Origin of the sequence: Limnoglobus roseus, from assembly GCF_008254045.1 — a bacterium.
Taxonomy (GTDB): domain Bacteria; phylum Planctomycetota; class Planctomycetia; order Gemmatales; family Gemmataceae; genus Limnoglobus; species Limnoglobus roseus.
In genome coordinates this window covers 3,868,384-3,891,409 of the sequence record NZ_CP042425.1, presented here as the reverse complement: position 1 = coordinate 3,891,409, position 23,026 = coordinate 3,868,384, and the positions used below count along the sequence as shown (strand labels likewise).

Annotated in this window: 22 protein-coding genes and 1 pseudogene; 9 read left to right on the top strand and 14 right to left on the bottom strand. The window is 68.3% G+C overall.

From position 1 onward, the window contains the following. Positions 1-3 precede the first annotated feature (3 nt). The 3 genes from PX52LOC_RS16145 to PX52LOC_RS16135 all read right to left on the bottom strand — a co-directional run bounded on the left by PX52LOC_RS16145 (position 4) and on the right by PX52LOC_RS16135 (position 2,038). A complete protein-coding gene (locus PX52LOC_RS16145; RefSeq protein ID WP_149111078.1) occupies positions 4-966 on the bottom strand; it encodes an aliphatic sulfonate ABC transporter substrate-binding protein in 963 nt (320 codons plus the stop codon). Positions 967-1,196: 230 nt separating this feature from the next. Further along, a complete protein-coding gene (locus tag PX52LOC_RS16140) occupies positions 1,197-1,505 on the bottom strand; it encodes a hypothetical protein (protein ID WP_149111077.1) in 309 nt (102 codons plus the stop codon). Positions 1,506-1,789: 284 nt separating this feature from the next. Next, on the bottom strand, positions 1,790-2,038 hold the full coding sequence (locus tag PX52LOC_RS16135) for a hypothetical protein (RefSeq protein ID WP_168219031.1): 249 nt from the start codon (positions 2,036-2,038) through the stop codon (positions 1,790-1,792). Between the two features lie 33 nt (positions 2,039-2,071). Here PX52LOC_RS16135 and PX52LOC_RS16130 point away from each other — a divergent pair, with 33 nt between their 5' ends. From PX52LOC_RS16130 to PX52LOC_RS16115, 4 genes are all read left to right on the top strand, one after another. Then, positions 2,072-2,527 carry a hypothetical protein gene (locus PX52LOC_RS16130; RefSeq protein WP_149111075.1) on the top strand — a complete coding sequence of 152 codons (456 nt, stop codon included), beginning with the start codon at positions 2,072-2,074 and terminating at the stop codon, positions 2,525-2,527. A gap of 559 nt (positions 2,528-3,086) precedes the next feature. After that, positions 3,087-3,518 (top strand): hypothetical protein, encoded by a 432-nt coding sequence (locus PX52LOC_RS16125; RefSeq protein ID WP_149111074.1) that lies wholly within the window; start codon positions 3,087-3,089, stop codon positions 3,516-3,518. Between the two features lie 27 nt (positions 3,519-3,545). Then, on the top strand, positions 3,546-4,517 hold the full coding sequence (locus PX52LOC_RS16120; RefSeq protein ID WP_149111073.1) for a DUF1559 family PulG-like putative transporter: 972 nt from the start codon (positions 3,546-3,548) through the stop codon (positions 4,515-4,517). A gap of 89 nt (positions 4,518-4,606) precedes the next feature. Then, complete coding sequence (locus PX52LOC_RS16115; protein ID WP_149111072.1) at positions 4,607-5,098, top strand: hypothetical protein; 492 nt, start codon at positions 4,607-4,609, stop codon at positions 5,096-5,098. Between the two features lie 139 nt (positions 5,099-5,237). Here the strand turns inward: PX52LOC_RS16115 and tnpB are convergent, their stop codons facing one another. The 3 genes from tnpB to istB all read right to left on the bottom strand — a co-directional run bounded on the left by tnpB (position 5,238) and on the right by istB (position 6,514). Next, positions 5,238-5,378: an IS66 family insertion sequence element accessory protein TnpB gene (tnpB, locus tag PX52LOC_RS16110; RefSeq protein WP_149111071.1), complete on the bottom strand. Its 141-nt coding sequence runs from the start codon at positions 5,376-5,378 to the stop codon at positions 5,238-5,240. After that, positions 5,372-5,581 (bottom strand): hypothetical protein, encoded by a 210-nt coding sequence (locus PX52LOC_RS16105; RefSeq protein WP_149111070.1) that lies wholly within the window; start codon positions 5,579-5,581, stop codon positions 5,372-5,374. The genes tnpB and PX52LOC_RS16105 overlap by 7 nt, the downstream gene beginning before the upstream one ends. Positions 5,582-5,734: 153 nt before the next feature. Beyond that, positions 5,735-6,514, bottom strand: coding sequence for an IS21-like element helper ATPase IstB (gene istB, locus PX52LOC_RS16100; RefSeq protein WP_149109223.1), 780 nt, complete (start codon positions 6,512-6,514; stop codon positions 5,735-5,737). Between istB and PX52LOC_RS40565 the strand changes: the two genes are divergently transcribed. Continuing rightward, positions 6,513-8,447, top strand: coding sequence for an alpha-2-macroglobulin family protein (locus PX52LOC_RS40565; protein WP_168219030.1), 1,935 nt, complete (start codon positions 6,513-6,515; stop codon positions 8,445-8,447). The genes istB and PX52LOC_RS40565 overlap by 2 nt on opposite strands. Here the strand turns inward: PX52LOC_RS40565 and PX52LOC_RS16080 are convergent. Then, positions 8,386-9,510, bottom strand: a complete 1,125-nt coding sequence (locus PX52LOC_RS16080) for an ISAs1 family transposase (RefSeq protein WP_149108794.1) — start codon at positions 9,508-9,510, stop codon at positions 8,386-8,388. The genes PX52LOC_RS40565 and PX52LOC_RS16080 overlap by 62 nt on opposite strands. Before the next feature lie 172 nt (positions 9,511-9,682). On the opposite strand from PX52LOC_RS16080, the gene PX52LOC_RS42575 reads away from it, so the two are divergent. Together PX52LOC_RS42575 and PX52LOC_RS16070 are read left to right on the top strand one after the other, a co-directional pair. Then, on the top strand, positions 9,683-10,321 hold the full coding sequence (locus PX52LOC_RS42575; protein WP_246173547.1) for a hypothetical protein: 639 nt from the start codon (positions 9,683-9,685) through the stop codon (positions 10,319-10,321). Positions 10,322-10,383: 62 nt separating this feature from the next. After that, on the top strand, positions 10,384-12,159 hold the full coding sequence (locus PX52LOC_RS16070) for an alpha-2-macroglobulin family protein (RefSeq protein WP_149111069.1): 1,776 nt from the start codon (positions 10,384-10,386) through the stop codon (positions 12,157-12,159). Positions 12,160-12,330: 171 nt separating this feature from the next. On the opposite strand, the gene PX52LOC_RS16065 is transcribed toward PX52LOC_RS16070, so the two are convergent. From PX52LOC_RS16065 to PX52LOC_RS16055, 3 genes are all read right to left on the bottom strand, one after another. Continuing rightward, complete coding sequence (locus PX52LOC_RS16065) at positions 12,331-12,510, bottom strand: hypothetical protein (RefSeq protein WP_149111068.1); 180 nt, start codon at positions 12,508-12,510, stop codon at positions 12,331-12,333. Positions 12,511-12,636: 126 nt separating this feature from the next. Beyond that, positions 12,637-15,480, bottom strand: coding sequence for a protein kinase domain-containing protein (locus PX52LOC_RS16060; RefSeq protein WP_149111067.1), 2,844 nt, complete (start codon positions 15,478-15,480; stop codon positions 12,637-12,639). A gap of 16 nt (positions 15,481-15,496) precedes the next feature. Then, the gene (locus PX52LOC_RS16055) at positions 15,497-16,114 is read right to left on the bottom strand and encodes a sigma-70 family RNA polymerase sigma factor (RefSeq protein ID WP_149111066.1); all 618 of its coding nucleotides are present in this window, start codon (positions 16,112-16,114) and stop codon (positions 15,497-15,499) included. Positions 16,115-16,292: 178 nt separating this feature from the next. Between PX52LOC_RS16055 and PX52LOC_RS16050 the strand changes: the two genes are divergently transcribed. Together PX52LOC_RS16050 and PX52LOC_RS16045 are read left to right on the top strand one after the other, a co-directional pair. Then, positions 16,293-16,721, top strand: a complete 429-nt coding sequence (locus PX52LOC_RS16050) for a cupin domain-containing protein (protein WP_149111065.1) — start codon at positions 16,293-16,295, stop codon at positions 16,719-16,721. A 57-nt stretch (positions 16,722-16,778) separates the two neighbouring features. Then, positions 16,779-17,555: an SDR family oxidoreductase gene (locus PX52LOC_RS16045; RefSeq protein WP_149111064.1), complete on the top strand. Its 777-nt coding sequence runs from the start codon at positions 16,779-16,781 to the stop codon at positions 17,553-17,555. A gap of 82 nt (positions 17,556-17,637) precedes the next feature. Here the strand turns inward: PX52LOC_RS16045 and PX52LOC_RS16040 are convergent, their stop codons facing one another. The 4 genes and pseudogenes from PX52LOC_RS16040 to PX52LOC_RS42570 all read right to left on the bottom strand — a co-directional run. Beyond that, the gene (locus tag PX52LOC_RS16040) at positions 17,638-19,212 is read right to left on the bottom strand and encodes an ABC-F family ATP-binding cassette domain-containing protein (protein ID WP_149111063.1); all 1,575 of its coding nucleotides are present in this window, start codon (positions 19,210-19,212) and stop codon (positions 17,638-17,640) included. A 256-nt stretch (positions 19,213-19,468) separates the two neighbouring features. Continuing rightward, positions 19,469-20,305 carry an alpha/beta hydrolase-fold protein gene (locus PX52LOC_RS16035; RefSeq protein WP_149111062.1) on the bottom strand — a complete coding sequence of 279 codons (837 nt, stop codon included), beginning with the start codon at positions 20,303-20,305 and terminating at the stop codon, positions 19,469-19,471. A gap of 30 nt (positions 20,306-20,335) precedes the next feature. Further along, positions 20,336-21,232 carry an SGNH/GDSL hydrolase family protein gene (locus tag PX52LOC_RS16030; RefSeq protein WP_149111061.1) on the bottom strand — a complete coding sequence of 299 codons (897 nt, stop codon included), beginning with the start codon at positions 21,230-21,232 and terminating at the stop codon, positions 20,336-20,338. A 1,263-nt stretch (positions 21,233-22,495) separates the two neighbouring features. Beyond that, positions 22,496-22,996, bottom strand: a pseudogene (locus tag PX52LOC_RS42570) (serine/threonine-protein kinase); the annotation flags it as partial. Between the last annotated feature and the right edge of the window lie 30 nt (positions 22,997-23,026).

Here is a 23,026-nt window from a genome sequence, read left to right as displayed (position 1 = left end):
CGGTCACTCCTGGAGGCCGAAGTCGATCCGCGGCACGGCGTCCGCCACGACGATCGACTTCGGGAGCAGTCCCAACTCGACGTACCGGTCCGCGAGGGCTTGCTGGGCGGCCACCAGTTCCGGCGTGATGGCCCGCGTGTCGTACCGGCTGCGGCGGGCCTCGGCTTTCGCGATGGCTCCGAGGTCGATGCCCGTCTCGTCGGCGAGCATCCGGGCCACGTCGTCCGATCGGTCCCGGGCCCACCCCTTCACCTGGGTCAACTCGGCCAGGAACAGCCTCACGATGTCTTGTCGAGAGTCCACGAACGAGCGGGCCGCCAGGTAGTACTCGCGGCCCTCGACGAGACCGCGGCCCTCGACGGCCCGGCGGACGGTGCCGATCTGCTCGGCGGCCGCGAGGTACGGGTCCCAGACCGACCAGGCGTCGATGCCGCCCGTTTCGAGGGCCACGCGGCCGTCGGCGGGGCTGAGATAGACGGCCTCGATGTCGCCGACGCCCAAGCCGTTCTTTTCCAGGACCCGCACGACGAGGGTGTGGGCACTCGACCCCTTCACGAAGCCGACCCGCTTGCCCTTCAACTCGGCCCCGCCGCGGATGGAAGACCCGGCGGGCACGACGACGGCCGAACTGTCCGGGCTGGGCGAGGAGGCGGCGACGTACACGAGCGGCACGCCGGCCGCCTGGGCGAACAGCGGCGGCGAGTCGCCGGTGTGGCCGAGGTCGAGGCTGCCGGCGTTCATCGCTTCCAGCAAAGGCGGGCCGGCCGGGAACTCGACCCACTCGACCCGGTAGCCGTGGGCGGCCAGCTTCGGTTCGAGCGTGCCCGAGGCTTTTAGGATCGAGTACGTGCCCCACTTCTGATAGCCGACCCGCAGCGTGCGGTCCGGCCCGTCGGCGGGCCGGCACCCCACCAAACCGAGCGCGACCCACACGGCCAAGAGCACGGAGATCCGTCGAGGTCGCATGGGGCGGGTGCTCCGAAGGCGGTCGTGGGAGGTTGGGGCACGTGGGTGCGAGTACTCACCGGGCGGCCCAGGATGGTGTTCCCGTGGCCGGATTTCGTTCGATCGCGTGGAGGTTCGCCGCGGGCCCAAGGAAGGCTCGCCGGTCGGACGTGGGGCCGGGCGTTGACTCGCTGGAACGGAATGAACCGCGGCGGAGGGCAAGCCCTCCGCCGCGGGACGTCGACGACCGGTTACTGCTTCTTGCCGCCCTTGAGTTTGATTTCCGAGACGGTCTTCTTGTCCTTGTCGGCGGTCAGTTCGAAGGCGTCACCGGCTTTGGCCTTCTCGGAGAAGTGCTTCAGGACGTTCTCCAGTTTGGCGTCCTTCTCGCCGCGCTTGACCTTCGTCTCGTCGGTGACCTTGTAGGTCGCCTCCTTGTCGCCCTCTTTGACGGTCAGTTCTTTCTTGTCCGCGTCGTACTTCACGAACGACACTTCCGAGGCGATGGTGAACCCGACCGTCACGGCCAGGGCGGACAGGGCCAACAGCAGCTTACGCATGATTCATCTCCGGGTGAGGTGCTAACGCCACCAGCGGCGTTAGAAGTGCGTGGCCCCGTTTCCCGTTCGAAGGACACCCCTCTCCCCAAGGTGTCTGGACCGCCCGGCCTTGTCTCTCCATCAAGGTCGGGCGACTCGAATGGGAAGACTGGGCCACGCAACACATGTAGTATTACCATAGGAGTCATCTTAATCAACATGACGGATGTTGTAATTGCGACTTTAACTGTCTACTAAGTCATCTATGGTGGTCGTCGACGCCATGACTTGGGGTGTGAAGGGCATCACCCGAAACCATTTTCAGGATTTTCGGAGATTCTTTCGCCGCTTCTGGACAACGGCGCGAACAACGGATGATTGTCCGGATCAGAATTAAAAGGGCGAATTCTCAGGCGATTTGTCGAATCACCACTTCCGAGATCGGCAAACCGCTGGAATTCTTCGATCGTCACTTCGGGCTTCGAAATCGGAACGTACAGCGATTCGGTCGCGGTTGAACCGGCGTCGATCCGGGTTATCATCTCCCACGTCACCCGAACCAATCACACCGACCCGGAGCTTTTCCCATGATGACGATGAACCGCATGGCCGCCACCAACATGTCCGGCGCCCCGTCCACGAACATGCCCGAGATGATGCCGGCCTCGATGCCGAACATGGTGATGGTCCCCCGGTGCACGATGAAGATGGAGAAGTGCACCGGCGGGATGAAGATCACCTGTATGTGCGACGATCCGACGGCGTGCACGATGATGCAGAACCTGTGCACGATGATGGCCGGGGGCATGTGCAGCGTGGCGTGCATGATGAACGGCATGATGGTGTGCTGCTGCAACCTGACGATGGGTGCGTGCAAGGTCGAGATGACCAAGGACGGGTGCTGCGTCACGTGCACGAGCGGGGACAAGGCGTGCTGCGACATGATCCAGGGCTGCTGCGACTGCATGACGGCCTGCATGAAGACCGGGTGCACGTGCTGCCTGATGATGGGCGGCACCCCGGTGTGCTGCTGCATGTGCTGAGCCGGACTCGATATCTTGACGCGGGCGGGGAGGTCTCTTCACTCCCCGCCCGCGTTCGTTTTGTTGCGATCGGCCTCGGCGTCGGCGACGTGGCGTTCGTCCGTTGCCCGATCGAAACCGTCCGTGTTGCGGCCGGACCGGAAACCGTTTCGACACGCCGAAAGAGTTGGACCGCACCCCGGTGCAATTCCCGTTCGCAAAGAAGGACGGGACGCGAGACCGCGTTGGCGAGTGGATTCCCCTCGCACTTCATCGACCCGAGTTTGTTAAGTCGCCCGAGCCCACTCTGTCAAATGACGGCCACTCATACGTCCGGCAATTCCAGACCCACAAGTTGCGATTCTTCACGTCTTTAGCTCTAAAAACGGCAGGGACGAATCGGAACGTCGGATGTCGGATGTGACCAAGTAGCATCGCTCAAGGGTTACCACGCCTTGCGTTAGATCACATTGTTTGTCATCTTGGTAATCGTGTTGCCGATCTTGAGTCTCAAGGTGGTGACATCCGGGTCGTGTGTCGACCTGCCGGTCCGGAACTTTTGGTCACAGGAAAGGGAGAGATGAGGATCCGATTCTTCTACGCCGTGGCCGGCGTCGTGGCGCTCCTCGGTGCCGGCTGTACCCGGACCGAACCACCGGCGTACCCGGTCGAGTTCGAGGTGCAGGTGCTCGGCAAGCCGGCCGCGGGCGCGACGGTCGTGCTGCACCCGGTCGGCAAGGCCGATCCGAAGGTCCCCCTGCCGACCGGGCGGGTGGACGCCGCGGGCACGGTCAAACTGAGCACGTTCGCCCACGAGGACGGCGCCCCGCCGGGCGAGTACGCCGTCACCATCGAGTGGCGGCCCGAAGTCGTCGTCACCGTCGGGTCGGACAAGATCACCGAGTTCGCCGCCGACAAGTTGAAGGGCAAGTACGGCAAGCCGACCGCCCCCGCCGCCCCCCGCGTCACCGTGAAGAAGGAACCCAACAAACTGCCCCCGCTGCAACTCTAACCCCGACCCCGTTCCGAAAGGACTGTCATGAATCGCAACCGCCGCGCCTTTACGCTGATCGAACTCCTGGTCGTCATCGCCATCATCGCGATCCTGATCGGCCTGCTCCTGCCGGCCGTCCAGAAAGTTCGCGAGGCCGCCTCCCGGATCAAGTGCACGAACAACCTCAAGCAGCTCGGCCTGGCGTTCCACAACTACGAGAACACGAACGGCAACTTCCACTCGTCGGTCAACCGGCAGATCAACACCGGCGACCCGACGCCGACGCAGTTGTCGTACATGTGCTGGCTGCTGCCGTACATCGAGCAGGGGAACGTGCACGTCAACCTGAACTACTTCAGCGGGTGGAACAACGACCCGGTCAACACGCCCCTCGGGGCGATCCCGATCAAGATCGACATCTGCCCGTCGACCAGCCCGGAGGTCCGCGTCGGCCTGTACAACAACGGCGGGAGTAACGTGTTCGCGTACGGGGATTACGTCCCGGTCGAGCGGGTGGACGCGACCGCGCCGGGGGCCGAGGTCACGTTCGTGGCCGGGTCGAAGTCGCAGGGGTACGGCATCCTGTCGAACATCAACCGGTCGGCGGCCGGGGCGACGGTGTACACCGAGGGCATCTACACCCGGAAGGTGACCGACGTCACCGACGGCACGGCCAACACGATCCTCCTGGTCGAGGACACCGGCCGGCCGCAGTGGTACAAGGCCGGCAAGGCGTTCAGCAACCCGGACACGAACCCGACCGGCGGCGGGGCGTGGATCCGGCCGAGCGCCAGCGAGATCGCGAGTTTCACCGGCATCTCCTACGACGGCGAGACGGTCCCGGGGCCGTGCGCCGTGAACTGCTCGAACAACCAGCAGCCGTACTCGCTCCACACCGGCGGGCTGAACCTGCTGTTCGCCGACGGCTCGGTCAAGTTCGTCAACAGCACCATTACCGTTCGGACGTTCGCCGCCCTCGTCACGTTCGGCGGCGGCGAAATCTTGGCCGACTACTGAGGGATGTGCCCCGCCGCGGGGCCGTTCCGGCCCCGCGGCGGGGTTCGTGTGAACCCGATCCCGCCCGACCCTTCGTTGAGAATCCCGTCGTGACCCGCATCCGCAACGCCCGCGTGCTGTCGGCCGCCCTCCCGATCACCGTCCTGATCTTGGCCGGCACGGCTTACGCCGACCCGGTACTGGCCGAGTCGCTGGGCCTGGACGTGTGGGAGGTCGGCCGGCTGGAGAACGACCTGAGGGCCGCCGAGGCGTGCGGCGACCGCTTGGAGGCCGAATTCCAGAGCCTCCAGGAGTTGATGGCCGTCAACGACGTCATCCTGGCCGACGTGGCCGCCGGTCGGTTGGAGTTGTCCGCCGCGGCGAGGCGGAAGTGGGAGTTGAACCGGCACCGACCGACGATTCGGGATCACCTCAACCGGCACTGCCGGGGCCGGACGGGCGAGGAGAAGGTGGCCCACGACTTGTGCCGCCGGATCGGTCAGGAGTACCGGGCCGCCCCGGACTTCGACGCCCTCGTGCGGCGATTACACGCCGAGTACGAGACGGCGTACCACGCCCCGCTGCCTGGGGTGAACCGCTGACACCGGGCCGGGCCGGATTCGCTGCCCACTGTACGTTTCTGCTCCCGCACCACGCTCCGGTTGGCGTTGGACGATCTATCCTGAGCCGGACCTCGCCCACGGATCGCTCCAGGATGCCGAACACGGCGACCTTCCCGGCCTAAGAGACGAACAGGTCACCCGACGCCGGGTCGCGACCGAGGGCCGCGGCCACCACCCCGGCGAGGCCGTCAATCCCCTTCCGTCCGTCTTGGGGTTCCACGGCCAGGTAGATGGCCCCGGTCGCGCCGAGGGTCAGCACGTCGCCCCCCGGATCGCGGCGACCAGCCGGACGACGTGGGCCGGGTCGGCCGTGATCGGGACGCGGAGGACGACCCCGCCGGGCCGGACGACCTCGGCCGCCGCGTCGGACACCACCCGGACGGGGACGAACCCGCCGGCGGGGCGGGCGTCGGACGACCGGCCGGGCGTCCGACGGGACTCAGGCCGAGGGCCTTCCGCCACGTGCAGAACCGCTTCTCAGGGAGGCCGCGGGCCGCACAAAATGCCCGGACGGACAGGCCGGACGTTGCGAACGCGGCGACCGTGATTGGCGACAGTTATGCTTCCCGCTTGGCGACAGTTACACTTCCCGCTTGAGCATCACATCGGCACTCGTCATGCCGTCGTCTCGTCGGTCCCCTTCGCTCGCCGGCTCTTGGCCTGCTCGGCCCGGTAGCTCGGCACGTTCAGCTCGACGATCACGCTGTGGTGTACTAATCGGTCGATGGCCGCCGCGGTCGTCATTGGATCCTTGAAGATCGCCTCCCAACCCGAGAACGCCAGGTTGCTCGTCAGCAGCACGCTCCCGCGCTCGTACCGCTCCGCCAACAAGGTGAACAGCACCTCCATCTCCTCCCGGCTCTGCTGCACGTAACCCAGATCGTCCACCATCAACACCGGGTAACCGCCCAACCGCTTCAACGCCTTCGGCAGCTTCAGCTCCCGCTTCGCCAGCAGCAGTTCCTGGACCAGCAGGTTGCACGTCGTGGACAGCACCTTCCGCCCCGACCGCACCAGTTCCTGCGCCACCGCGCAGAGGAGGTGCGTCTTCCCCGAACCCGGCGGCCCGAACACCAGCACGTTCTCGCGCCGGTCCACGAACCCGCCGTCCAGCAGCGCCTTCGCCTGGTGCACCACTTTCGTCGGCAGCCGCTTCGTGTCCAGAGCCGCCCAGCTCTTCTCCAGGGGTAGCTTCGACGCCCGCAGCAGCCGGCCGATCCGGTTCTCCCGGCGGTGGCTCAGTTCGGCCTCGCTCAGGCCCAGCAGGTACTGCTCGAACGTTTGCTCGTTCGCCCGGGCCGCGACGGCCGCCGCCGCGAACGTCCGACGCATCGTCGGCAGGCCCAGTTCCTTCAGGTTCCCGGTCACCGCCTCGGTCTCGTTCGTCTTCGACATGGGTCGTGCCCTCCGTGGCACTCAGGAGTTGGTCGTACACACGCAGGCCCACGGGGCCGACGGCGACGACCGGTACCGTCGGGGGGATCGACAACGCACGCATCCGATCCGACACCGCGTCGGCCGCCGGCGTCCCGTCGCCATCGAGCACGGCGCGGATCGCCGCTTCCAGTGCCGCCCCGCCGTCACGCGCCGCGGCGTGCAGGAGGCGCAGGTACTCGCGGTCCGCCCGCGCCGGCAGGTGCGACCGCAGCACGTCGTACGCGATGCGGAACGTGGTCGTCGGGAACAGTTCCTCGCGGTACCGGTACCCCGCGAACGCCCCCGGCTTGCGGACCAGCCAGTCGATCACGTGCCGGTAGTTGATCCGGTGGTGACCGGCACGATCCGCAGCCGGTACGCGGACGCGAAGGCGCTGCTCACCCTGCGGGACAGCGGCGGCATCCACTTCGCGAAGCCGATCGCCTTTCGCGACGGCCTCTACCGACTGCACGAGTTGCTCCCGCCGGGGTTGAAGTACGGGTGCGCCCTCGACGTGCTCTACCCGGAGGACGACACCACTAGCCGGCAGGCCCACACGTTCGCCCGCGTGACGCCGACCGACCGCTTGCTCAAGGTGAACGTCACGTCGCTCGACCGCGTCGCCCCCGGGTCGCTCGTGCGGTTGGACTTCCAGGTGGACCGCCAGGAGCCGATCGACTTGATCGCCTCGGTCTACGACTCGTCCTTGCTGGCCATCGAGGCGGACGCCGCGCCGGACGTTCGCAACTACTACTACGCCGACGACCGGATCGCGAACCGGCTCGACCTCGTCCTCCTCCGCCGGCGGCTGGGCGACGTGCGGATCGACGCCCTCGTCGAACGGGTCCGGGCGTCGTTGCGAACGAGCAACTTGTCCGTCGAACGCCGAGGCGAGTGGTCCACCCTCGCGGACAATTACCAGCGCAAGCAACTGACGACCCGCGACGTGGCCCATCTGCTCCGGCTCGCCGGGGTGGACGTCTACTGTTCGAAGGAGGCCAACGGCTCGACCGCCAACTGGTACGAGGGGCTGCCCGGCCGAGACGCACCGCTGGCCGACCTCTTCGGTCTCGACCCGAAGCAAAAGCGGCTCGAAATCCAGTTCGTCGGGAACACGCTGCTGTTGCAAGAAGTCTTCTCGCAGCACGTCCCACCGGCGTCGCACCGCTGGCACCCGGTCTACGGCTGGGACGACGGCGACGGCTACCTCTGGAACAAGCCGAAGCCTCCTGCCGGGCGGATCGTCGGAGGCGGAATCGGCGGCGGCGGCCTCGGTGGCGGCCTCGGCGGGTTCGGCGGCGGGTTCGCGGGCGGGATCGGAGGAGGTGGGATCGGCGGAATCGGCGGTCTTGGCGGCGCGGGCGCGCCGGCGCCGCCCAAGCCACCAACCTTCACGGCGTTGGCCCTGTCGAACGCGCTGCCGATCGCGGCCGCGCCGGACGCGGAAGACGACCGGCCGCTGCCCGACCTGGTCGCGGCGGCCGCCGTGCGGCGGAACTTCTCCGACACCGCGTACTGGAACGCCGCCGTCCGCACCGACGCGACCGGCCACGCGACCGTCACCGTCAAGCTGCCGGACACCCTGACTCGGTGGCAGGTCGTGGTCACAGCCGTGTCGCCGCGGATGCACGTTGGCGGGGCGAAGGCGTCGATCCACACGTTCCAGCCGATCATGGTCTGGCCGATGCTGCCGCGGTGCTTCACCGCCGGCGACTCGGGCGAGGTCTTCGCCAGCGTCCACAACCGCACCGGCGAGACCCAGACCATCCGTGTGAAGTTGAAGGCCGACGGCGGGACGATCCTCACCCCGGCGGAGGTGGCCGTCACCCTGAAGCCCAGGGCGAACGCATCTAATCCTCAAGGAATCCCTGTAAGACCTGCAACAGGTAGCCCTCATCAAGGGCGGCTTTGAACCGCTTCCCTTTGATGCTGCCTTTGCCCGGGTCTTGCTTGAGGAGCGAGGCCGCCACCCGTCGCACCAACCCGAGGTTGGTTCCGGCGTGCCCGGCCGCCGTCTTGTTCGCGTCCTCTCTGAACGCCACGTCCAGGCACCAGTGCAACTCGTTCTCCACCGCCCAGTGCCGGCGGATCAATCGCCCCAGCTCGGCCGCAGTCCCCTTCAAGCTCGTGATGTAGTAATGGGCGGTGTCGGTACGTTTCCCCTTCACCTCGCGCTCCCGACCGACGAGCACCACCGCTGCCACATCCGGCCACTCGGGTGGTAGCCCTGGCGGGTCGTAGATGGCGGTGACGTACCGCTCCTCGTGCCGCCCATGGCCATCCTCGACCGCTTCGTGCCCGTCGTGCTTCACCCCGGCGAAGTCGGTTTCGCACGCCCGGTCGAACACCCCGAACACGGCGTCGTGGAGGGCCGGCTGGTTCCCCTTCACCGACAGCAGGTAGTGTCCACCGTTCTTGCGGATCTGCTTGGCGATCTCCTTCTGGCAGCCGGCCGCGTCGAGCGTCACCAGCGCGCCCTTCAGGTCGAGCACGCGGAGCAGCTCGGGGATGGCGGCGATCTCGTGCGACCCGTCGGCCACGCCTGCTTGCCCGAGGATCAGCCGGTTCTCGGCCGCCCACGCGCTCACGAGGTGGAGGCACCCGCTGAACGTGTTCCGGGGGGCGGACCGGCACGCCTTGCCGTCAATTGCGATGTGCTTCAGCCTGGCCACCTCACACACCGCCGCCATCCACCCGGCCACGCACTCGCCGAACCGATTCGGGTCGAGCCGGGCGAACACCCGGCCGAACGTGTCGTGGCTGGGGATGCCATTCGGCAGGGTCAGGAACTTCCCGAGCCAGTCGCGCTTGGCTTCCCCGAACGCCTCCACCTCCTCCCATGAGTCGGCCCCGCACACCACCGCACACAGCGCGATCACCAGGATGTCGCCCAGGGTGTGCTTCTTCGTCCGGTCCATCCGAGGGTCGGGCAGGTCGGTGAAGTACCGGGCGATCGACACGTCCTTCGTCGGCATGGCAGCCCTCCGTAGCTGCCTCTGGGTGTACCTCCTGACGACCACGCCGCCCACATCCCCGGTGAGGGTGACTACCAGGCCCATGCCCTGGCTTGCCCCGGAGGTTGCTGGCGGCCACACTGAAGTTGACTCTCTCGCCCTCGGCTGGGGCCGGTGAATCGGACGCCGCACGATGACCAAAGAAGAATGGCTGGCCACCCTCGATCCGGAGGCCGTCCTCCAGGCGCTGCCGAGGAATGGCGTTAGCGGCCGTAAGTGGCGGCTCGCCGCCGCTGCCTTCTGCCGGCGGGTGTGGCCGCTCCTGGCGGACGAGCGGAGCCGAGCGGCAGTGGAGGCCGCCGAGCGGTACGCCGACAAGCTGATCTCGTCGGCCGAGGCGATGGAGATTGAGGGGGCGGCGGCCGCCGTCACGGAGCGTGGCTGGCCGGATGGACAGGACGCAGCGAACGACGCCTCCGGGGCCGCCGCCGTGAGCTTGGCGTTGTGGGCACAAGCGGATTACGGGGCGATGATGGCAATGCGGTGGACGGCGGGCAGCATCGGACGGAAGGGTCAGGTCGAGGTCCTGAACTGCATCTTCGGGATTCCGTACCGCCGGCACGCCGTGATCCCCCCGTCCTGGCTCACGTCCACCGTCGTCGCCCTGGCCAATGGCATCTACGCCGACAGGGCGTTCGACCGCCTGCCGGTGCTGGCAGATGCCCTGGAGGAGGCCGGCTGCGATGACCCCGAAGTGTTGAACCATTGCCGCGGTGACGGCGGACACGCTCTGGGCTGCTGGGTCGTCGACCTGGTGCTGAACAAGACCTGAGTGGAGGGACGAAGCACTACCTTTTCAGGCGATTTAGGTGCGTTTGCCCTGCCCTGAAGCCAATGTCGAACGCGCCGATTCGGTGGACTTACGCCCCGCCGACCGCCGGCGGCGAGGTCAACCTGCTCATGACCGCCGAGAGTTCGGCCGGGGCGGACGCGGCCGCGAAGCGCGTGTCGGTCAACCGCTGCGCGGCCGAACAGGTCGTGGCCCTGTCTGGCTACGCCGACGGTCCGGTCACGCTCGACCTGCCTAAACTCGACGCGGCCAGCCAAGGCCAGCTCGAAATTACCTTCGCGCCGTCGTTGGCCGCGGACCTGGCCGACACGCTCGGCTACCTCGTCGAGTACCCTTACGGGTGCGTCGAGCAAACGATGAGCCGGTTCCTGCCCGCGATCCGGGTCGCGCAAATCTTGCAACAGTTTCGCGTGCCCGATCCCGACTTGGAAAAGAAGCTCCCCGGCGTGGCAGCGGCCGGGATCAAGCGGCTGACGGAACTTCAGCAGAAGGACGGGGGCTGGGGGTGGTGGGGGACCACGGCCGCCAGCGACATCATGACCGCCTACGCGCTCTACGGCCTCCAACTGGCCGAGGACGCCGGGTACAAGGTGGACCCGGCCGTTCTGAAGAAAGGCCGGGAGGCGCTGAAGGGGTTCGCCGGCAACCGCACCCCCGCGGCGGCGGCCGACCGCGTCTACAGAGCCGACCCCACAGCCTTGCAAGAGCAACCAAAACGCCGCACCCCCGCGGCGGCGGCCGACCGCGTCTACAGCCTCTACGTCCTCTCGCAGCGGGAGGGCCCGGCGGCCGACACCTGGACGTGGCTGGAGGAGCGTGCGACCGCCGGCACCCTGTCCGACGGCAGCCTCGCGTTCGCCCTGGAGATGGCCGTCCGCGGCGGCCGGCCGAAGCTGGCCCGTCAGTTCGCGGACGCCCTCAAGCAGCGGGCTGTGATCGAAAAGGGGGCCGCGCACTGGCGGACGGGCGGGTACAGCCGCTGGTCCGACGACCCGTTCGAGGTCACGGCCGCCGCCCTCAAGGCCCTCGTCGCCTGGGGCGGGGACGAGGCCCTCGTCGAGCAGACGCTGACGTTCTTCGTCCGGACCAAGCAGGGCAACCGCTGGAACTCCACGAAGGACACGGCGATGATCCTGTTCGCCTTTTGCGACTACCTCGCCAAGAAGGACGCGACCGAGTTGAAGGCCAAGCCGCTCGCGCTCACGATCGGCGGCCGGGCGCACGCCGTCCGGTTCGACGGCAAGTTAGCGACGAAGGTGGTCTTGCCGGCCGAGCAGTTGCCGGCCGGCAAGACCGAGATGCGGATCGAAACCGAGATGAAGGGCGTGACGTACCACGCCGTCTTCCGCAATTGGAAGGCCGGCCGCAACCTCGCCCCGGTGGCGCAGGGGCTGGTCGTCGAGCGGCGGTTTGCGCTCGTCGACGAGAAGGGGACGGTGCTGAAGACGCTGGCCTCCGGCGACACCGTCCCGAGGGGTAGTTTCGTCCGCAGCGAGGTCGTCGCCCGGGCCCAGGCCCCCGGCGCGGTGCGATACCTGTTGGTGGAAAACCCCAAGCCGGGCGGGTGCGAGACGATCGCCCCGCAGGACAAGCGGTTCGAAAAACTCGTGAGCAGTTCCGGCGGCCTCCGCGAAGACCGGGACGCGAAGGTCTGTTACCACCACGAGGAGGCACCGAACTCGGTCCGGGACAGTTGTGTCTTCGTCGCGGAACTGCCCGGCGAGTTCGTGGCCGCCCCCGCCGTCGCGGAACTGATGTACCACCCGGAAACCCGTGGCCAAAGCGGTACGTTCGTCCTCAAGGTGCTCGATCGGAAGTAATGGCTCCGACAGGCATCACGATCGTGACTATCGGACGTACCACGGGACGGTTCGTTGGCCTCGGGGTACTTTCACCAACCGCAGTTTGCCCGAACCATCGCCGCAATGCCGGTCCGGATCGGTTCAAGAGGCCCCGTGGAACCCGGCCAGCGTCGCTCGGACGGTGTTCCGTCATGGCGGCGGAGCCACGCGGCCCGGATCGCCAGACTGGGGCTCGGCGTCGAACGCCTGTAGGAGGACGACGAAGTCGGACGCTTGCCCTGCTACGCCGGCGAGTCGCAAGTACGCCTTGTGCGGGCACTGCGGGAACGCCTCGACGACGCCGTCGGTGACGGGGAGTGGGACGCGCACGGCAGGCCCTCTTCGCGGCGGGGCGAAGGGCCGACCGAATGGCAAGATGGCGGGCAAGCAAAGTGGTAGTCCGTAAACGCTGCCAACGTGATGATACCCCCATCGCTCGCGACGAAGCGCGGCCGATCACTTCTTCGTCGGCGGGTCGGCCGGGATCATCGTCTCGGCCTCGCGGCGGAGGGCGTGGCAGATCCATCCGTCCTGGTCTCGGACGGCGGACGCCGACCAGTCGTGACCGGTCACAGCGGCCGCGAGCGCTTGCCGGGCGTCCGCGACCTGTCCGCTCTGGTGCAGTGCCATCGCGAGGACCAACTTCGGGGCAGGGCCGAGCGCTCTCGACGCCTCCCCCCGCATCGCGGCGGCCGCCCGGTCGAACCGCCCGTGACGGTAGTCGGCCAGCCCCTGCAAGAATTGGAAGTGGGCGAGGTAGGCGGCGTACTGCCGGTGGTCAGCGGCCGCGACTCGTTCGACCAGGGCGGCGGCTTTCCGACCTTCGTCCCCCTCGACGGGAAGGAGCAGGCACGCCCGGCTCACCCGCTCGGCGACGAGCGGCCCCGTCACGCCAGCGAACCGTGCGAGTAAGTCGCGGCGGGCGGCACGATACTCGTCCTCGCGGCCGAGGTAGAGGCACAACTCGGCGTACCCGTACCACGCTGCATGATCTGGTGGGTTGAGAGCGAGCGCCTTCTTCCAGACCGCCCTCGCTTCTTCCGCTCGGCCGCGTCGGAGGAAGAAATTTCTCAGCCCCTGTTGGGCGTCGAAGTTCCGGTCGTCGCACTCGACTGCCCGGCGGTGCTCGGCGAGCGCTTCGTCGTCCGCCTTCAGGCCTTCCAGGTTGCGGGCCAACATCGCATGAAGCACGGCGGAGTTCGGCTCGACCCGGAGCGCGACGCGGGTGTGTTCAATGGCCTCGGCGTGCCGCAAGGAACCTGTGAGCGCGTTCGCCAGGTTCAACCGCACCGGGTGCGCCTCGGGATCGAGTCGGAGCGCGTCCTGGAAGTATTCGACGGCCTCGCCGAATCGGGGATCTCTCCCCAAAAGCGACAGGCCGAGGTTGTTGTGGGCGACGGCCGCGTCCGGCCGGAGGGCGACGGCCGCCTGACAGAATCGAACCGCCTCCGCGTAGCGCCGGCCCCGGTAGGCGTCTTCTGCCAACCACAGGTTCAACCAGAAGTCGGTCGGCTGGGTGCGGTAAACCCGCCGGAGCATTTCGGACGGATCGATCCCGGCCGCCCGACACCGCTTGGCTACCGTGAGGAACAACGGGACGCACGGGTCAGCCGCGGGCGCCGTGGCGGCAACGCGGGCGAGGGCTGCCTTGTCTGACCAGACGGCCGGGTTTCGCGCCTGATTCCGCCAGCCGGCCGGGTCCGGGTCGGCGAGGCGGGTGACCCGGAGGATTTGCTCCACTTGGTTGGCATCCCGCGCCAACTCCGCCCAGCCGTCGAGGGCGTTGACCAGCGCCGCCGACACGTCCGACGCCGCGACGCGGCCGGCGATCGTCTCGGGGCTGTCGCCGGGCAGCCACACCCCGGCGTCCCGAAGGGCGGCCTCGTACTCGTCGTTGGCCCGGGCGTGGGCGAGCTTCCCGCCAGTGCTCCAACTGCCAGCCAGGCGGGCGGCGTCCAGGCGGGCGATCAACGTCAACTCCGCGTCCGCCCGGTCGAGGCGCCGGCGGAGGTCGGCCGACCCGTGGCCGCCCAGCCGAGCCAGCGCCCGCCCCAACGCGGCGCGGGCTTCGGGCCACCCCGACTGCTCCCGGTGGCGGGCCATCTCGCGCAAGTCGTCTTCGGCCGCCCGCTCGACCGCCGCCCGTTCGGAAACGACCCACAACGCACCGCCGGTCAGGGCCGCCGCCAGCACGAGAACGCCGGCGACCGCAATCGTCAAGACGGGTCGATGCCGGACCCGCCTCGCCCACCGCCGCGCGAGCCCGTCCGGCCGGGCGGCGATCGCTTCCCCTCGACGGAACCGGCCGAGGTCGTCGGCCAGGTCGCCGGCGGAACCGTACCGCAGCCGCGGCGACTTCTGGAGGCACTTCAAGCAGATCGTTTCCAGGTCGCGGGGCACGCACGGGTTCAAGCGCGAAGGTGGCGCCGGGTCGTGGGAAAGGAGTTGTTGAACGGTCGCGGCGGCGGTCACGCCGCAGAACGGCGGGCGGCCGGTGAGCAGTTCGTAGAGGATGGCCCCGAGCGAGTACACGTCCGCCGGTGGGCCGACCGCGCCCGCCGCCCCGTCGGCCTGTTCCGGGGCCATGTAACTCGGCGTGCCCAGGGCGGCGCCGGTGTCGGTCAGACCGGCTTCGTCGGACAGCCGGCGGGCGAGACCGAAGTCGCCCACCTTCGGCGTACCGTCGGCCGCGAGCAGCACGTTGGCCGGCTTCAGGTCGCGGTGGACGACCCCGGCCGCGTGTGCGACTTGTACCGCCGCCGCCAGCGTGCCCACCAGGTCCGCCGCCCGCTCCACCGGGAGGGGTGCCCCCGTGAGCGTTTGTGCGAGGCTGCCGCCGTCCACGAGTTCCATGGTGAAGTACGGCCGCCCGTCCGCGTCCCCCGCGTCGTGGACTTGGACCACGTTCGGGTGCCGCAGCCCGGCCACCGCCTCCGCCTCGCGTTGGAACCGCTCCCGTTCCCGCGGGCCGGCGTACGCCCCGGCCAGCATCATCTTCAAGGCCACCGGCCGGTTCAGCCGGTGGTGCCACGCCCGGAACACCACCCCCATCCCCCCGCGGCCGAGCAGACACTCCACCCGGTGGCCGGGCACCTGCGGGAGCGCCGCGTCGTCCGCCGCCCCGTTGGCTCCCTCGGGCGGGAAGAGGGCGTCCAGGTCGCCCCGCAGGCGCCGCACCCGCTGCCAGCGGGTCCGCACTTCCGGCAGGAGTTCCGGGTGCGACGCGCACACCTGCTCCGGGGTGGCGTCGGAGTCGAGCAGGCGATCGATTAGACTTCGCACGCGAGGGTCGGCGGACACGGCGAATTCCTTTCGGTTAGGGCGGGTCGGGGTCGATCCCGTGCGGGTCCAGGTCGGCGAGTGCGTCAGCGAGCAGTTGCAGCCCGCTGTTCAGCCGCCGCTTGACGGTCATCGCCGACACGCCCAGGACGGCGGCGGCCTCGGGCTGGGTCATCCCCTGAATCCGCACCAGGTCGAACGCCTCCCGCTCGGCGTCCGGCAGGGCGTCGATGGCGGCGATCATCCGCCGCCCGGCCGGCGAGAGGACCGACCCGCTGTCGGCCGGGGCGGGCACCTGCGCGTGATCCACGTCCGGGACGGGTGGCTGCCCATCTAAGCGGCGGGCCAGGTCATTCAGTTCCCACCGCATGTGCTGACACGCGAGCGCGAAGAACTGACGCACCGTGCCGGGGCGGGCCTGGCGGAGGGCCTTGAGGAGCCGCTCGACCACCGCGCCGAGCATCTCGTCGGCGTGCAGGTTCAGCGGCGGGCGGGCGAGCCGCGGGTAACTTCGGTGGAGCAGGGCGGCACACAGGTGGTGCAACCGGCGGACGGCCCGGTCGAGCAACGCCTTGACCACCGGTTCGGCGGGCGTGTCTCCGGCCAACTCGTCCAGGTACCGCTGAACGACGGCGGAAGTCGGTTCCTCAAACACGGCGGTCCCTCCGCGGCGAACGGCCCCCGCGGCCGATTATAGCCCCACGGTGTTACCCCGCCACGCTTATCCAGACAGCCGAGGACGTGACGCCAGTTTCCGATCACGAGTCCCGTCACAGAATCGGCCGCCCGGTCGTCCTTGAGGTCGAACGGTTCCACACGCGAGGAGGTTGGCCATGATTCGAATTGTGTTGGCGGTCGCGGTCGGCGTTGTCGTGGGGGCGGGCGGGATGTCCGCGGCCCACCGCCATGAGGACGGGGAGAAGGTCAAGGTCCTCTCCGTCACGGACATCAAGGAGAAACTGGACGGCAAGGAGGCGACGGCGACGGTCGTGGAGGTGACGATCGAACCCGGCCAGTCCGGCGAGCGGCACCGCCACCCGGGGCCGGGGTTCGTGTACGTCCTCGAAGGCGAGTACGAACTCGGCGTGGACGACCAGCCGACGAAGCTGCTGAAGGCGGGCGAGACGTTCTACGAACCGACCGGGTGCCTGCACCGGGTGTCGAAAAACCCGGCCGCGAAGGGCAAGACGCGACTGATCGCGGTCGTCCTGCACCCACGGGACGCGAAGGACATCGCCGTCCCCGAGCCGAAGAAAGAGTAATCACCGGATTGTTCCCACTTCAACCGCCCCGCGGGGCGACACACCAGGAGACTGACCATGAAGATCGTCGTTATCGGCGGTAGTGGCCTTATCGGAAAGAAACTGATCCCGCTGCTGCGTCAGCGCGGCCACGAGGCGGCGTCGGCTTCGCCGTCGTCGGGCGTCAACGCCCTGACCGGCGAGGGGCTGGCCGCGGCTCTGGCGGGGGCGGACGTCGTCGTGGACGTGACGAATTCACCGTCGTTCGCGGACGCCGCGGTGATGGACTTCTTCGTGACGTCCACCCGCAATCTGATGGCCGCCGAGGCGGCCGCCGGCGTGCGGCACCACGTCGCCGTGTCCGTCGTCGGGGCCGACCGCCTGCCGGACAGCGGGTACTTGCGGGCCAAGGTCGCGCAAGAACGGTTGATCGCGACCGGCCGAACGCCGTACACGATCGTGCGGGCCACCCAGTTCTTCGAGTTCCTGGGCGCGATCGCCGGGTCCGGGGCGGACGGGGACACGGTCCGCCTGCCGGCGGCCCCGATGCAACCGCTGGCGGCGGACGACGTGGCTGCGGCGCTGGCCGACGTGGTTGTGGGAGAGCCCATCAACGGGATCGTCGAACTGGCCGGGCCGGAGTCGTTGCCCATGGCCGAGTTCGTGGGCCGGTTCCTGGCCGCGACCGGCGACCGGCGGGCGGTCGTCGGCGACCCGCAAGCCCGGTACTTCGGCACGACGCTCGACGCCCGCGGCCTGAACCCCGGCGCCAACCCGCGGCTCGGTCCGACGCGGTTCGAGGACTGGTCCCGCCGTTCCCTGCCCCACGGCAAACCTCTGGCCCACACCGTCTGACCGTTTTGCGACGGCGGCACTCTTCGCGAGGTTGCCGTCGGTCGCACTGCCACCGCCGGCCCTTTGCCGCTGTCGGTGGCGGCTACAGTTCGATCCTCCTCGTGACCCCGATCCCGTGGAGGAACGTCTCGTCGTGGCTGACGACCAGTAACGCCCCGTCGTAGGCCCGAAGCCCGGCCTCCACCGCTTCGATCGAATTCACGTCCAGGTGGTTCGTCGGCTCGTCCAAGATGAGGAACGGAGGCGGCACGGCCCCGAGCACGCACGCCAGGCCGGCTCGTAACCGCTCCCCGCCGCTCAGCGTCCCCACCGTTTGGAGCGCGGCCTCCGACCGAAACAGGAACTTTGCCAACGCCGCCCGGCAGGACTGCTCATCCGCGCCCGGGTTCAGGCGGCGGAAGTTATCCCGCACCGACCGCCCCGGGTCCAGGACGCCCACCTGCTGGTCGAGCAAGGTGAACGGGGTCATTACCTCGGCCGTCCCGGACCACGGGGCCAGCCGTCCGGCGAGAACAGCCAGCAGCGTTGTCTTCCCGGAGCCGTTCGGACCCGTGACTGCCACCCGTTCGGGTCCGGTGATGGCAAAAGTCACGTCACGGATGAGCGGCCTTTCGGGTTCGTAACCGGCCACAAGCCCCTCGACCCGCAGTACGGTCTTTCCGGCTGGTAAGTTTGTCGGCGGTAACTTGACCGTGAGCGGCTGGAGGATTTCGACCGTCTCGCGGGCCGCGGCGGCTGCGGCTGCCGCCTGCTCCCGTAACCGCTCGGCCAGCCGTGCATTCCCGCCGGTGGCGTCCTCGGCCCGGTCCTTCATCAGGCCGAGGACGATCCGGGGCGTGCCGCCCCCGAGTCCCTTCCTCCGCCCGGCCCCGTTCCGGCGGGCTTGCCGCTCGGCCGTCGCTTGCGCGCCACGGGCCGCATCGGCGACTTGCTTTTCGGCGTCCGCCAGGGTTCGTTGTGCCGCCGCCAGTTCTTGCGCCTTGAGTTCCCGGTAGGCGGTCCAGTTTCCGCCGTATCGAGTAACCCCGAGGGTTGTGAGCTCGACGATCGCGTCCATGGCGTCGAGCAACGCTCGGTCGTGGCTGACGACAATCGCCCCGGACTGCCAGCCGGCGAGCAAGTCCATGACCGCCGCCCGCCCGTCGCGGTCGAGGTTGTTCGTCGGCTCGTCCAGTAGCAGGAAGTCGGGCTCGGCGAACACGATCGCGGCAAGACCGGCCCGGGTTTGTTGGCCGCCGGACAGGGTGGCCAGTGGGGTTTCCGGCGGGACGTCCAGCCCGAGGCGGCCAAGAGCGGCGGCGAGGCGGGATTCCAGAGCCCAGTCCACGTCGTTGAGTTCGTCGTCCCTGGCCTCGCCTTGTTCGGCGCGGCGCAAGACCGCGAGGGCCGCAGTGACGCCGAACCGGTCGGCTATTGTCTGGTCCGGATCGGGCCGAACGGTCTGTCGGAGGACGGCCACGCGGCCGTTCACGGAAACACGCCCGGAGCGAGGGCGGAGTTCGCCGGAAATGAGTCTGAGGAGTGTTGTCTTGCCCACGCCGTTGCGGCCGACCAGCCCGGTCCGGACGGGGCCGAAGGTCAGGCCGACGTCGGCGAAGAGTGGGGTGCCGTCGGGCGTGTCGTACGCGAGTTCGGCCAGGATGATGGAAGCGGCCATGCGTGTGAAGTCTCCGGTGACGAGATCGGTCGAGTGTCAACGGTCGGCTTCGTCAGCTTCACGGCGGCCTCCTGGTTCGCGGAATGAACGGGACACGCGGCCCGGCCACCCGGTTCGCGCGTCGCTGGCGTAATGACTTCTTGGGCGGCCTGTGTAAAGAGCTCTTCGCAGAAAAGTGACCGAATTCGAACGGATGACGGCTTCCTGCGTTAGCGGGCAAGAAGGTTGACACGATCGAACGGGACGACGAACAATCTCATTCCGCGACCAGTTGTTCCAGAGTTTCCTTGACCCACCCGCTGTGCCAGTCGTGCTTGCGGGCCGGGCCGTCGCGGTACTCGTGGGCGATCTTGAACCGGTCCATCAAGGCGTGGGCTTTCTCGTGCTCTGCCCGGAAGTTCGCGTACCCGTGCAAGATCAGCCGCCTCCCGCTCCGGAACTTTTCTGCGTTAGCCTCGAGCAGCTTGCTCACCCGGTAGCCCTCGAAGTTGTCTGCCGTGCCGAAGACCTCCCCGCTACCGTACTTCCCTGGCTTGTCCAACATTAGTGGGGCGTCCCAGGCGGCGGCCCGCCCGAACTGGTCGGGGTGCCGCAGGAGCAACGTCCACGCCCCCCAACCCGACTTGCTGAACCCGAGCAAGAGCCGCCCTTCGGCCGTCGCCCGCACCGGGAAGGCCTTGTCGACGAACGGGACGACGACCTTGAGGAAGTACGTCTCCTGGCGGATTTCCCGATCGGTCGGATGGTCGGCGTACCACGGCAGGTGGGAAAACGTCGGGGCGACGGCGATCACGCCGAGTCTGTTGTGCAGGTCGAGCTTTTGAACCTCCTTCAGCCCGTCCCCGTACCGGCCTTCGGTCCCCGCCTCGACCGGCAGCACGTACACGACCGGGAACGTCTTACCCTTCTCCCGTTTGTCGGGCAGGAGCACACGAATTTGCGTGGCCTTGGCTTGATACGGCGACCGAACGGCGTGGACGAAAAAACCGTTCTCGTCCGACTTCGCTTCCGAGATCGTGCCGACTTCGTCGGCGCGAATGGCTGAGGCCGAAAGCACGCCGGCCGTCAGGCAGAATGCGATGGTGCGGGTCATGTCCGTTCCTGAATGGTGGCGACGAACCTTTCACTTCTTCCGGCGCAGGGTGTCGATCTGCCCTTGGACCTTGGCGGCGTCCGCCTCGGCCGTGCCGAGCGGTTGCGGCGCGACCGTCGTCTCGCGGGTGTACCCGACGTGCTTCATCCACGCGGCCGACCGCAGCGCCCGCTTCCGCTCGACGAGCTTGAACAGCGGGTCCGCCTTGACGGTGGCGGCGGTCTCCTCGGGGGGCGTCACGCCGACAGCTGCGAGGATCGTCCGGGCCACGAGCAGGTGCCCGTCGTCCCCGTAGTGCACGCTGTCCTTCGCGAACGGCTCGGCCCGGGCGGCCCGCGCCTTTCGCATGGCGGTGTGCAGGTCGATGATGGTCACGCCGGGCGCCTTCAGTTCGGTCTCCCACTTGGCGTACGCGGCCATCACCGCGTCGTAGTCGGCCTCGCCGGTCTTCGGGGCGTGGTCGTAGATCGGTGGGGTAACGAGGAACAGTCGCTTCACGCCGGCCTTCTGGCACTGCTCGATCAGCGTGGTCACGCCCTTCTGGAACGCCGCGGACCGGGCGGTGTCGAGGGGCTGGTAGATGCCGTCGTTGATCCCGTAGCAGGCAAACACGACCTCCGGCTTGGCTTTGTCCAAGACCCGGCCGAGCCGCTCGAACAGGCACGGTCGGGGAAACTTGCCGCCCGCGTGCCCGTTCTCGCTCAACCCGGACAGCGTCTCGCTCGCCAGTCCTAGGCCGAGGATGTCGAACGACTTCTCGGGGTGGAGTTTCTCCAGGTAGTATGTCGTGAACGCGACGTACCCGCCGGCCTGCGTGTTGCTGTCGCCAAGGACCACCACCCGGCCGGCCGTGAGCGTGTCCACGTCTTGGGCGTGCAACGGGGCGGCGAGGGCGGCTACGGCCAGGGCGATCACGATTCGAGTCATGGACTTCTCTGGTGAGGTTGGGACGAGTCCGGCGGATTCGTTCATCAGGCTGCGGGGCATCTTAGTCACTTCACGGGGATCGCTTCAGCCTGTCGTGCCCCGTTTAAGATCGCCGACCACCTGGGTCGCCAGCCGCACACCGTCCGGGCGGCCCTCAAGGGGTTCGCCGCACGCGGCACGGCGGCGTTCTACCCGAACGCTCCTGGTCCCGCCCCGGATCACGACCGGCGGGCGGCGGTGACCGGCAAACTTTCCGAACTCCTCGGTCAAGAACGGACCTGGACCGCTCGCCAGTTGGCCGACGTCCTCGGCCCGACGTCAGCATCGGTCACCGCCGGACCCGTCGCTACCCCGCCCTCGTGAGGGCCGGGTACCGCCGCACTGCCCAGACCGTCGGCCACAAGCAAGACTCCCAGAAGGTCGAGCGGGCCAAGATCAGCCTGGCCAACTTGAAAGAAAAGTTTCGACCGGCCGCCTGAAGCTCCACTACCTGGACGAGTGCGGGTTCAGCCCGTCGCTGCCGACCGGGTACTCGTGGTATCTGCCCAAGCAGCGGAAGCGGGTGAAGTACGAGCACCCGTGGGGGGGGCATCGGGATCACGCCCGGCGGCACCTACGGCATGCGGAAACAGAAGTGGCCGAAGCAACTGTTGGGACACGAGTTGTGCGACCTGCTCGTCCTCGACGAGGCGTCGCAGATGAACCTGCCCGAGGCCTGATGGCAACCCTGCCACTGGCGGCGGACGCCCCGGTCGTGGTCGTCGGCGACCACCAGTAGATGCCGCCGATTGTCAAGCACGACTGGGACGCCGAGGCCCGCCGCCCGTTCCGCCAGTCCGCCGCCTGTTCGACACCCTCCGCCTCTAGGCCAGCCCGCCGCCGATGATCCCGTTCGCCGAGAGCTTCCGCCTGCACTGGGCGGTGGCCAGGTTCCTCCGCCGGAAGGTGTACCACCGCGACGGGATCGCATACCACTCGAAGAAGGCCGACCGACTCGCCGCCCATCCGCACGCCGCCGCCTTCGACCCGGCGTACCTGCTCGAGCAGGCCCTGATCGGTCCCCTCTTGCGGGCCATGGCCGACCCAGCGACGTACCGGCTCGACGCGGCCGACGGGCTGGGCGTGGTCGTGCCGCACCGGGCCCAGCCCGTCGGCCCTGCAGCAGGCGTTCCCAGAGTTGGCGTAATCGATCCGCTCACCGGGCTGCCGGGGCGGTTGACCCGTCAGCGCCTCGTAGAGCATGACGCCGAGCGACCAGACGTCGGCCGCCGGGCCGACGAACTTCATCGCCTTCGCCTGCTCCGGGGCCATGTACGCCGGCGTCCCGGCCGCGTCCTGGGTCCGCGTCAGCTCGGACGTCGACCGCTTCGCCAGGCCGAAGTCCGTCACCTTCGGCGTGCCGTGGGCGTCGAGCAAGGCGTTGTCCGGCTTTAGGTCACGGTGGACAATCCCCATGTCGTGGGCCGCACCGACCCCCGGAGGCGATCTTCGCGATCATCTCGGCCGCTTCGCGCGGGGGAAGGCCGTGCCGCCCTTGAGTCGGTCCGAGAGCGTACCGCCGGGCAGATACTCCATGGCGATGAACGGACCGGCGTTGCATTCATCGAAGTCGTAGACCTCGACCACGTGCGGGTGCTTGACGGCCGCGATGACCTGCCCTTCGGCGAGGAACCGGGCCTTGTGCAGCGGGTCGTCACTGAGCATGAGTTTGAGCGCCACGATGCGGTCGATCTTCGTCTGGCGGGCCTCGTAGACGACGCCCATGCCGCCCCGACCGAGTTCGCGGAGGATGTC